1 protein-coding gene is annotated in these 12,974 nt (G+C 48.8%); it reads right to left on the minus strand.

Going from position 1 to position 12,974, the window contains the following annotated elements; translation table 11 throughout:
* Positions 1–19: 19 nt before the first annotated feature.
* Positions 20–12,952: an amino acid adenylation domain-containing protein gene (locus AC5ZC7_RS15420; RefSeq protein ID WP_496158031.1), complete on the minus strand. Its 12,933-nt coding sequence runs from the start codon at positions 12,950–12,952 to the stop codon at positions 20–22.
* Positions 12,953–12,974: the final 22 nt, after the last annotated feature.

Below are 12,974 nucleotides of genomic sequence, written 5' to 3' on the forward strand. Positions count from 1 at the left end.
TGATAATGGGGTTACCCGATTATAACCGGATCGTTTTTAAGTCTTTGTCAGGGGCAATAGCATCGTTCTGAGAAATGTTCAGATGCCTGTTTAATGACTCAATAGTAGGCAACTGGAAGAAAAGGGCCACCGGTACTTCTATGTGCAATGCCTCGCGTATTTCAGAGATCAGCCGCATAGTCAGCAGGGAGTGTCCGCCCAAATCAAAGAAATTGTCTTTAATCCCTACACGGGGTACATTTAACAACCGTTGCCAGATATCGACGAGTACTTCTTCCTGTTTATTGCGCGGGGCTACATATTCGTTGGTCAACAGCTCCTCTGCCGCCGGATCAGGCAACACTTTCTTATTCACTTTACCGTTGGCTGTCAGCGGTAATTTATCGAGGTTCATCAGCAGTGACGGCACCATATATTCCGGCAGTTTACTTCTGAGATAGAAAAGAATACCTTCCTTATCAAAATCCCCTTCCGGCACTATGTAGGCGATCAATCGTTTAAAGCCGTTGTTGTCTGTCTTTGCCAGTACTACCGACTGATTTACCAGTGCGCACTGTTGCAGGATACTTTCTACCTCACCCAGTTCTATGCGGTAACCGCGGATCTTCACCTGGTCATCTATACGGCCCAGGTATTCTATGTTACCATCCGGCAGCCACCTGGCCAGGTCGCCCGTGCGGTACATTCTTGCCTGTGGAAGAGGGCTGAAAGGATCTGCCATAAATTTAGCGGCGGTGAGTGTCGGTTGATTCAGGTACCCGTTGGCTACCTGTACGCCGCCGATGTATAATTCACCACTGATACCCCTGCCACACAATTCCCCGCGGGCATCCAGTATATACAGCGTGGTATTGCTGATAGGCTTGCCAATAGGCGGCAGCAATCTTTCTTCGAAGTCGGTGGGGGTTACTTCATATGAGCTTACCACATGCGCCTCCGTAGGGCCGTAGTGGTTATACAACCTGGCCCCTGAGTTGTCCAGCAGCGCTTTGATATCATCACTCAAGCGTAATTGCTCGCCCGCAGTGAATATAATATCCAGGGAAGCCGGATAGAGTGACATGGCCTTTGCATAGTCTGCTATGCTTTTCAATACCACATAAGGCAGGAACAGGTAGTTGATACGATGGTTCCTGATTTGTCGCAGCAGTTCACCTGCATCCCGGCGGGTTTCTTCTTCTATCAGGAAAAGTGTATGTCCCAAACACAGGGAAGAAAATATTTCCTGGAAGCTGACATCAAAATTCAAACTGGCAAATTGCAACACCCGCTTGCTGAGCGTAGTATTCATTTGCTCCTGCTGCCAAAGCAACAGGTTCACCATGGCACTGGCAGGCATTTCCACCCCTTTGGGATTGCCCGTAGTGCCTGAGGTATAAATCACATAGGCAAGAAAGGCGGGTGTGATGTTGCTGGCTTCGCGCACTGGCTGCGCCATCACCTGGTCCCACTGTGTGTCTATCTCTATAATCGTTACACCCGGTTGTAAGTTTACTTTTTCCACGCAACTGCTACTGGTCAAAATCACCCGGCCACAGGTATCTGCTATCATGTATTGAATACGGGCAGGTGGATATTCCGGATCTATTGGCACGTAAGTACCTCCCGCTTTCAGTATTCCCCAGATCCCTACAATCATGTTTAACGACCGTTCTATGCACACGGGTACCAGCGAGCCTGTCACTACTCCATTGCTGCGCAGATAAGTAGCTAACCTGCCGGATTGTTCATCCAGTTCCCGGTAAGTCAACTGCCCGCCACCCAATACCACTGCTATCGCATCCGGATGCAGCCTTACCTGTGTTGCAAACAGTTCCATCAGCGATTTCACAGGAGGGTATTTTACATCGGTAGCATTGAGTGACGACAACAGATAGTCGCGCTCATGTTCGCCCATCAACGGCAAGCTATCTATACGCGTAGCAGGCGATATGGTAATGCTGCGCAACAATTCTTCAAAGTGCGCAAATAACTGACGGATGGTTTCTTCTTTAAACAGGTCCGTGCAGTATTCAATATTTATCTGTAAACCATCGTGGCTTTCTGATGCAAAAAAGGTGAGATCAAATTTAGAAGAGGTATGCGTCACCGCTTCGGGCAGCAACTGCACTTTTGTGAGATACGGGCTGGCTGTTTCTTTTGTTTCCCATACAAACATTACCTGGAAGATAGGATTGCTGCTGAGATCCCGGTGTCTCACCACGCTTTCTACTATTTTTTCAAAAGGCACGTCCTGGTGATCGTAGGCACGTAAGATCGTGGTCCTCACTTCCTGCAACAGTGCAGTAAAAGAAGGGTTGTCGCTCAGGTCACTCCGCAAAGCCAGCGTATTTACAAAAAAGCCGATCAGGCCTTCTACTTCCTGCTGTGTTCTGCCGGATACTGGTGTACCCACGCAAATATCCGTTTGCCCGGTATAGCGGTACAGCAACACTTTAAAAGCAGTAAGCAACGTCATAAACAAGGTACTTCCCTGTTCCTGGCTTAACTGCAGCAGATGATCTGCTATTTGTTTATTGATATGGAAAGACCGGAAAGCACCGCGGTTACTCTGAATAGCGGGCCTGGTAAAATCAGCAGGAAGATGTAGCGCGGTTACGCCGCCCAGCTTATCTTTCCAATAGTCCAGTTTCTTTTCCAGTAATTCACCTGAAAGATATTTCCGCTGCCAGATGGCATAATCGGCATATTGTACCGGCAATGCGGAAAGTTGTGGAACAAATCCATGCACATAGGCGCCGTATTGTTCTGCAAACTCCTGTACCAGGAGTCCGTGCGACCACTCATCCGACACCAGGTGATGCAGGGTTAATACCAGTATATATTCATCTCCCGGAAGTGTTACCAGGTGCGCGCGCATCATATGGTCTGCAGCCAGATCAAAAGGCTGTTCCGTCAGTGTCGTAATAAATGCTTTCAGCTCCTCCGGATTATCTCCATACTGTTTTCCATCTACGATAGTCAGTTCCCACTGGTCCTGGTCTATAATCCGTTGGTAGGCGATTCCTCCTTCCTGGGCAATAACAGTGCGCAACACTTCATGACGATTCACGGTACTACGCAGGGCATAGGCCAGCGCATCCGGCTGCAAAGCGCCTTTCAATCTCAGCACAATGGGAACATGGTATTGCACACTGCCTTCCAGCTGGTGTATGAACCATAAACGCTCCTGGCTATACGAAAGCGGGATGTGTGCGGGTCTTGATTCCGGTACCAGTGGCGGCGTAATCAAAACATCCGTATTCCCTGATAACCTGGCAGACAACAATGCAATAGTCGGATAGTCAAATACATCGCCGATAGCTACTTCTACTCCCAACGCCTTCCGGATGGCAGATACCACGCGTATAGCCAACAAGGAATGACCACCCAGCGCAAAAAAGTCATCATGAAGCCCCACTTTCTCTACCTCCAGCAACGCAGACCAGATATCTGTCAGCACCTGCTGCAAGGGTGTTTCCGGCGCTACATAGCCATCTGCTGCTGCGGAGAAATCTGGATCCGGTAAAGATTTCTTATCTACTTTACCGTTCGCCAACAGCGGAAAACTATCCAATACTATTAACGCCGAAGGAATCATGTAGTCCGGTAAATGATCCGCCAGCCAGGTAGCAATGGCATGCTGATCTAATGTATCATTCGCGATCACATAACCGATCAGGCGTTTGCTGCCACCATCTTCTCCCCGTGCTACCACCACGGCCTGGGTTACCAACCCACTCCGTACTAATACCTTTTCTATTTCTCCCAGCTCCACGCGATAACCACGGATCTTCACCTGGTCATCTATTCGGCCGGCAAACAGGATGTTGCCATCCGGCAGCATCTTTACCAGGTCGCCGGTACGATACAGTTTTGAGGTACCGGATCCCGCAAAAGGTGCAGTTACAAAGCGATGCGCTGTTAAGTCGTCGTTATTCAAATAACCTGCTGCCACCCCATCACCACCAATATATAATTCACCGGGAACACCCACCGGGCATAACTTTCCGGCAGGATTCAACACATATACCCTGGTGTTGGAAAATGGTTTACCGATAGGAATATGATGACCATACTCCGTATCATCATTTACCACATGCAGCAGTTTTCCTATAGTCGTTTCCGTTGGTCCGTAGTGATTCACAATAGTGCAACGGGCGCCATAAGCACGGATACTTTTCACCACTGCCGTTTCCAGTGCTTCCCCACCGAAAATGAGCAGTTTTTCCGGTAACAATAATCTGCCGGAAGCCGACAGGGCTTTCCAGTGCGAAGCCACTATCTTGATACAATCTATCGGGTGAACAGAAAAATAATCATACAATAGTTCTCCATCGCTGATCCTCTCCTTAGAAAATACGTGTAACGTACCGCCCAGTATCAGTGGCGTAAACAATACCGTATTACCTAAATCTGTAGCAATGCTGGAGAGCAATCCGAAGGAACGGCATTCCGCTACCGGTAAAGCAGCCTTGAGCCCATAGAGGTAATCTACCAGGTTACGATGCGTCACCATTACCCCTTTAGGATTACCGGTACTACCGGAAGTATAGATCACATAGAGCAAATCCTGCGGAGCAGGTAAAGGCAATGTCTGTTGGGTATTGGCCCGGCTGATCAGGTGCTCATCTTCATCCAGTGCGATCACTTCCGCTGCGATTCCTTCCCCCAGTTGCGCCCTGGTAGCGCGACTACCCACCACTACCTTCGCGGCAGTGTCTTCCAGGATAAAGGCTACCCGATCCAATGGAAAATCAGGATCAATGGGTACGTAAGCAGCACCTGCCTTTCCAATACCTATGATACCTGCTATCATGGCGGCAGATCTTTCTATATACAGCGGCACCAGCGAACCTTTCCCGATGCCCTTCGCCTGTAAGTAATGCGCCAGTTGTGTAGCGCGTTCGTCCAGTTCCTGGTAAGTTAATTTGGCATTTTCAAATACAACGGCGGTAGCCTGCGGTGTCAACGCTGCCTGTTCGGCAAACCCATCCAGGAACGTTTTATCCTGCGGATAGCTAACAGACGGGGATCTTAGCGCCGCCTGCAATTGACCTTCTTCCGAAGGAGATAACATCGGCAATGCATCTATTTCCTGTGCAGGATTAGCAGCAATCGCCTCCAATAACTGTACATAATGAGCACCCATGCGTATAATGGTAGCTTCTGTAAACAGGTCACTTCTGTACACCGCATTTACATGCAAACCGGTGGCTTCATCGGCAACAAAAAATGTAAGGTCAAACTTGGCAGTGGTGATCTCTACTTCTTCCCCTGTCCATACTACATCTCCCAACCGCAGGTCATCATCTCCCGGCACATTTTGCATCACAAACATTGCCTGGAATAGTGGACTCCTGCTGGGATCCCTGTCTTTCACCACTGCTTCCACTACCTTTTCAAAAGGCACATCCTGGTACTCATACGCATCCAATGTGGTGGCTTTCACTTGCTGCAACAACGTTGTGAAAGCAGGACGGTTATCCAGATCACTGCGTAATGTCAGTGTATTAATAAAAAATCCAATCAGGTTTTCTATTTCCTCCTGTGGACGTGCGGCCGTTGAACAGCCAACACTAATATCTGTTTGGTTGCTGTAGCGATACAATAATACTTTGAACGCGGCCAGCAGCAACATATAAATAGTGACGCCTTCCTGTTGCGCCAATGCCAGCAGTTGCGCCTGCAATACCGGATCTATATGGAATAAAATGCTACCCCCGTGAGTAGTTTGTGTAGCAGGACGGATATAATCTGTGGGCAATGCCAACGGCGTAACGCCCGCGAGTTTATTTTTCCAGTAGTCCAGCTTTTTATCCAGCACGGCGCCCGACAGGTAATTCCGTTGCCAGATGGCATAATCGGCAAACTGTAACTCCATAGGCGGCAATTGTGCAGTACGGCCTTCTGTATAAGCCGCATACCATTCCATTACTTCGCTAACAATGATAGCAGCGGACCAGGCATCCGCTGCAATATGATGTATCACCAATACCAACACATATTCATTTTCCGCCTGCGCAATTAAATGTGCACGCATCATATGATCTGCCGACAAGTCAAAAGGTGTTTCTGTCAATGATTTTATGTAGGCTTGTAAAACAGCCGGATCTTTTTTATACGCCGGTTCATCTACAACAAACAAATGCCATTCGCGCTCCATGATACGCTGATACGGAACACCTCCTTCTTCCCGGATCACGGTACGTAACACCTCATGACGCTGCACGGTCATTTGCAGGGCGTAGGCCAGTGCTTCTTTGTTGAGGTTGCCTTTTAGTCGTAATACTTCTGTAATATGGTAATGTATACTTCCCTCCAGCCTGTCAATAAACCACAAACGTTCCTGGCTATACGACAATGGAATTTGCGGTGGTCTGCTGTATGCTTTCACCACGGGAAGTTGTGTACTTTTATCGGGTACCTGTACCTGTAACCAGTCCGCCAGCTCTGCTACCGTAGGATACAGGAATAAACATTTCACAGGCAGCTCTACCCGGACTTCCCGGCGAAGCACAGACATCAGGCGCATGGCCATCAGGGAATGCCCTCCCAACTCAAAGAAATTATCGTATATCCCTACCTGTTGTACACCCAGCAATTCCTGCCAGTTGTTGGCGAGTACCTGTTCCAGCCTGTTGCGTGGTGCGGCATAGCTACGTTGTAATTGTCCATCAACAGCAGGTTCCGGTAATGCGTGTTTGTCTATTTTACCGTTGGGTGTTAATGGCAGTGTTTCCAACTCCATCAGCACAGGCACCATATACTCCGGTAATCTTTCTTTCACAAAAGCCAGCATGGCCGTTTTATCGTATAATTCACCCGGCACCAGGTACCCCACTAACCGTTGATGTCCTTTATGGTCAGGTTTGGCTACTACCACTACCTGTTGTACCCATCCGGATTCTGCGATGACACTTTCTACTTCTCCCAATTCAATGCGGTGACCACGTATTTTCACCTGGTCGTCCATACGTCCCAGGAATTCTATATTTCCATCCGGCAGCCATTTACCGAGGTCGCCGGTTTTGTACATTCTTTGTCCGGGACGGAAAGGATCCGCCACAAATTTTTGGGTGGTTAATTCCTTCAGGTTGAGATAACCACGCGCCACGCCGACACCAGCTACGCAAATCTCGCCGGGTATTCCCAGCGGGCATAACTGTTCCTGTGGATCCAGTATGTAAATCTGTAAATTCTGAATAGGTGCGCCTACCGGAATGTTAGCCGCCGCAGGTGCTTCATACATGTAATAAAAGCTCACGTCATCCGAGGCTTCTGCCGGGCCATAAGCATTTACCACTGGGATATTACCAAAGCGCGGATGGCTGAACCATTCCTGCAACAACTGCCTGGTCACCGCTTCCCCGGTAACCAGTAAGTACTGTAACGCACCTAAGGTCACTGCTGTATGGTCATGCAATACGGCGGAAAGATAAGAAGGCACCAGTTGCAATAAGGTAACCTGCTGTTTGTCTGCATCCGCAATGAGCGCCGCAGGATGCAGGATCAGTTGTTGTGAATAAATGATGGTACGCCCCCCGCAAATGAACGCATTCAGCATTTGCCATACCGAAATATCAAACGTATAGGAAGCAGTGAACGCTACCACCGCGTTGTTATCCATTCCGAATTCATCTACCATGGCCAGCAGGTGATTGAGCATCCCCAGGTGTTCCACCAGCACTCCCTTTGGCCGGCCGGTTGATCCGGAAGTATAGATCATATAGGCCAGGTGATGCGGCAATAACCAGGTAGCCGGCGAAGTGGCTGGCTGCTGTTCAATGATGGCGGCATCTGCATCCAGCAAAATGAAATCAGCGTTGGTTCCAACAGGTATTTTTTCTTTACCATACCTGCTGGTGACGATCAACTGTGCATTACTATCCGTCAGCATATAACTGATACGGCTGGCAGGAGATTCCGGGTCAACCGGCACGTAGGCGCCACCCGCTTTCATAATGGCCAGTACGCCAATGATCATGTTCAATGAGCGCTCAATACAAATGGGCACCAGGGTGTCTGCTTTCACGCCCTTACTGATCAGGTGATGCGCCAGTTTGTTGGATAATACATCCAGTTCCCGGTAGGTCAACTGTGTATCTTCGAATACCAGGGCAATCGCTTCCGGGCTGTCTGCCACCTGCTGTGTAAACAGATCTACAAACGTTTTATCTGTTGGGTAAGCCACCGCAGTATCATTAAACGTATAAATTAACTGCGTGGTTTCTTCCTGTGTCAGCATACTCAACGCGCTGATACGCGATGCCGGCAACGTTACAACAGCTGTCAGCAATGATTCGAAATGGGTAATCATCCGGTCGATCGTATCCTCCCGGAACAGATCAACACACCAGGTCACATACCCACCGATGCCTTCTTTACTATCGTTAATAGAGAAGTTCAGGTCGAACTGCGCTGTAGTACGTTCCGCTTCCTGCAACAAAACCTCAAGATCATGTAAATGCAGGTGCTGTTCTTCTGGTGTACTCTGCAAATCAAACATTACCTGGAAGAACGGCGTTCTGCTCAGCGATCTTTCCGCTACCACCACTTCCACTACTTTTTCAAAAGGCACTTCCTGGTGATCGTAGGCGCCCAGCGTAGTTTGCTTCACCTGCTGGAGCAGTGATATAAAAGTAGGGTCACCGTGAAGGTCGCTACGCAGGGCGAGTGTATTCACAAAAAAGCCAATCAACACTTCTGTTTCCCGTTGCGTTCTGCCGGCAATGGGCGTGCCCACGCAGATATCTCCCTGTCCGCTGTAGCGGTATAATAATACTTTGAAAGCTGCCAGCATCGTCATAAAGAGCGTGGTTCCCTGCTCATACGAAAATGCTTTTAACTGCTCCGATAACTCCTTCCCGAGCAGGAACTTCCGGCCGGCTCCCCGTGTGGACTGAATAGCCGGGCGTATATGATCCGTAGGCAGGTTTAAGGTGGTTACACCCGACAGCTTATTTTTCCAATAATTTAGTTTTTTGTCCAACACCTCTCCCACTAACCAGGTACGCTCCCAAATGGCATAGTCGGCATATTGCAATGGCAATGCTGCCAACTGCGGCAAACGGTCTTCCACATATGCGGCATAACGCTCTGCCAGCTCTTTTATGATGATACCGGCAGACCATAAGTCGGAAGCGATATGATGAATCACTACCACCAGCAGATGTGTCTCTTCTTCCAGCACAACCAGGTTTGCCCGCAACATGTAACCGGCCGATAAATCAAAGGGCGTGTTTACCAGGTGGTTGATAAAGGCCTCCAAAGCACCCACATCTTCCCGGTATACCGGTTCATCTGTAATGATCATTTCCCAGTCGGCTACCTCCTGTATCAGCTGATAAGGTACGCCTCCCTCTGTAGCTATTGCTGTGCGTAGTACTTCGTGGCGGCTCACGATCGACTGTAAGGCATATGCCAGCGCTGTTTTGTTGAGCTTTCCTTCCAGGCGTAATATGGCAGGTAAATGATATTGCACGCTGCCTTCTTCCAACTGGTCTATAAACCACAAACGTTCCTGGCTATAGGATAATGGAATATGTACGGGTCTTTCCACTGCTTCTACCGGCGGTAGCTGCACGCTTTTACCGGACGACTGCACATGTGCAGTCAAACCAGCTACGGTCGGATACAGGAATAATGATTTAATAGTTAATTCCGTGTCCAGCTCCCGGCGAATAGCAGCTACCAGCCGCATAGCCAGCAGTGAGTGACCACCTATTTTAAAAAAGTTATCGTATATGCCTATCCGTTCAATACCCAGTAACTCCTGCCAGATACGAACTACCAACTCCTCTGTTTCGTTACGTGGCGCCACGTAAGTAGCCGTCATTAACAGGGAAGCATCCGGGTCCGGTAATGCCTGCCGGTTGATTTTTCCATTAGCCGTCAATGGCAGCTTTTCCATTTCCATCAGCAACGATGGAATCATAAATTCGGGTAACTTATCTTCCAGGTAATGTAAGATGTCATCTCTGTAAAAGGGTCCGTTAGGCACTACATAACCGATCAGCTTTTTAATACCGTCGTGATCGGCTTTTGCCTGCACCACCGCCTGGTTTACTAACGGGCATTGCTGCAATACGCTTTCTATTTCTCCCAGCTCAATCCGGAAGCCCCGGATCTTTACCTGTTCATCTATACGACCCAGGTATTCAATAGTACCATCTGGCAGCCATCTGCCCAGGTCGCCGGTGCGGTACATGCGCATCCCTGCATCCGGGCTGAAAGGGTCTCTGATAAATTTTTCGGCAGTTAATGCCTCCCGGTTAAGATACCCACGGGATACCCCTACACCGGATACACAGATCTCACCGGCAATACCTACCGGGCAAAGCTGCAATACATTATTGAGTATATAGAGATGAAGATTCTGTACGGGCTTGCCCAGCGGTACATTTAAACTCACCGGCGTACTCCGCATAATATGATGACAGATATCATCAGAAGCTTCTGTAGGCCCATAAGCATTTACCACCGGGATAGTACCAAATTGCGGGTGTTCAAACCATTGCTTCAGCAACGGCTGGCTCACGGCTTCACCGGTCACCATCAGGTATCGCAGATGCGCGAACCGCACACCCGTTTCTTCCTGCATCAGAGACGCCAGGTAAGAAGGTACCAATTCGAGTATCGTGATCTTGTCCGTATCTACGCGGCGAATAAATGCTGCCGGCTGAAATATCAGTTCCTCCGGGTAAATAATTGTTTGCCCACCGCAAACCAGCGCCGCAAACATTTGCCATACGGAAATATCAAAGGTATAGGATGCATTAAACGCCAGCCTCGTTTTATCATTGATGAGCAGGTCATTTATTTTTGCATACAAATGGTTGAGCATACCACGATGTTCTACCATCACCCCTTTAGGTTTGCCCGTAGATCCGGAAGTATAGATCACATAGGCCAAGTGATGCGGCAATGGCGCCGTCACCGGCACTGTGATGCGCTGCAGCTCCAGGAGTTGCTTGCCACCATCCAATGCTATAATATGTATATCGTGTGTTGCCGGCAATTTCTCTTTACCGTAATTGCTGGTCACAACGATGCTGGCATTACTGTCTTCCAGCATATAACCAATGCGTGCTGCGGGATATTCCGGATCCACGGGCACATAAGCTCCGCCTGCTTTCCAGATGCCCAGTATGGCAATGATCATTTCCGGTCCCCGTTCTATACAAACAGGTACCAGGGTATCTGCCGTAACACCTTTACCCTGGAGATAATGTGCCAACTGATTGGAACGTTCTTCAAGTTCTCTGTAAGTCAGTGTCCTGTCGCCAAATACCAGCGCTGTTGCTTCCGGCGTTTGACCCGCACGGGAAGTAAACAAGGCCGGTAATGTTTTTTCGTGCGGATATTCGCTGACAGTATCATTAAAGGTCACGAGTAACTCGTAGGCTTCCCTGGACGTAAGCATGCCCAGTGCACCTATTTGTTCTGCCGGTGATTTTACGATATCCTGTAACAGCAGTTCATAATGCACCATCATCCGGTCAATCGTTGCTGTGCTGAACAGGTCCGCGCAATATACTACCTGGCCACTTAGTCCTTCTGCACTTTCTTCCATGGAAAGAGTGAGGTCAAATGGCGCGGTGATCTGCTCTGCCTCTTCCAGCGTCAACTGTAAATCCCCTAGTTGCAATGCCGGTTCGTCGGGCACATTCTGCATCACAAACATTACCTGGTACAACGGATTACGGCTAAGATCGCGCTCCTTCACCACTGCCTCCACCACCTTTTCAAACGGAACATCCTGGTGTTCATAGGCGCTTAAAGTAGTTTGCTTTACCTGCTCCAGCAGCGACAAAAAAGAAAGATGACTGTTCAGGTCACTGCGCAGGGTAAGGGAGTTAAGAAAGAAGCCAATCAGTCCTTCTGTTTCCTGCTGCGTTCTGCCGGCTATCAGGGTGCCCACGCAAATATCTTCCTGGCCGCTGTAACGGTGCAATAATACCTTGAAAGCAGCCAGCAATGTCATAAACAACGTAGTTCCCTGCTGACGCGATAATGCCTGTAATTCATCAGACAGTTCCCGGTTCAACGTAAACCGCCTGGCAGCGCCGCGGGTACTTTGTACCACTGGTCTTGTAAAGTCGGTGGGTAACTGCAGGGTAGCTACCCCGGATAATTTCTCTTTCCAGTAATTTATTTTGCGATCCAGCACGTCCCCGGATAAATAGTGGCGCTGCCACACGGCATAGTCGGCATACTGAATATCCAGTGGGAGCAACCGTGACACACGGCTTTCCAGTGCGGCAGTATATAACTCTATCAACTCTTTTACGATGATACCGGTAGACCATCCATCTGAAGCAATGTGATGTATCACTACCACCAGCGTATATTCCTGGTTTCCCTGCACCATCAGTTGCGCACGTAGCATATAATCCTGCTGCAAATCAAATGGTGTGGCAATAAGCGTTTGGATAAAAGACTGTAATGCGGTTGTATTCTCCTTATACAATTCTTCCTCTGTGATGGTCAGCGACCATTCATCAACCGGTTGTACGCGCTGATAAGGCACGCCTTCATCTTCGGTCAGCACAGTACGCAATACCTCATGACGGCTTACAATGGTGCGCAGCGCCTGCGTTAACGCGGCGGTATTCAGCGCGCCCTTCAGTTTTATGATAGCTGGTACATGGTATTGTATACTGCCTTCCAGCTGATCAATAAACCACAAACGTTCCTGGCTATACGAAAGGGGAACGCGCCGCACGCTTTCCCGGTCATAAGGTTGTATGCCGGTGAGCAATGCCCTGTCTGCATCACCGGGTTTATGTTTCCGGAAATATTCTATCAGGTATTCCTTGTTATCTTTCAGTCTGCTCAGCAAAAGTTCATCTATCTCCTTTTCTTCATGCATCTGCAGCAGCAGTTTATCATTATCAAAAGACAGTCGGATTCCCCTGTCATTGGCTTCCTTTAGCAGATCTATTATTCCGGCGAGATTAGTGTCGAGCATATTTAATAATTTAAAAACGAAA

This window comes from Chitinophaga sp. 9-1-y (assembly GCF_059511905.2).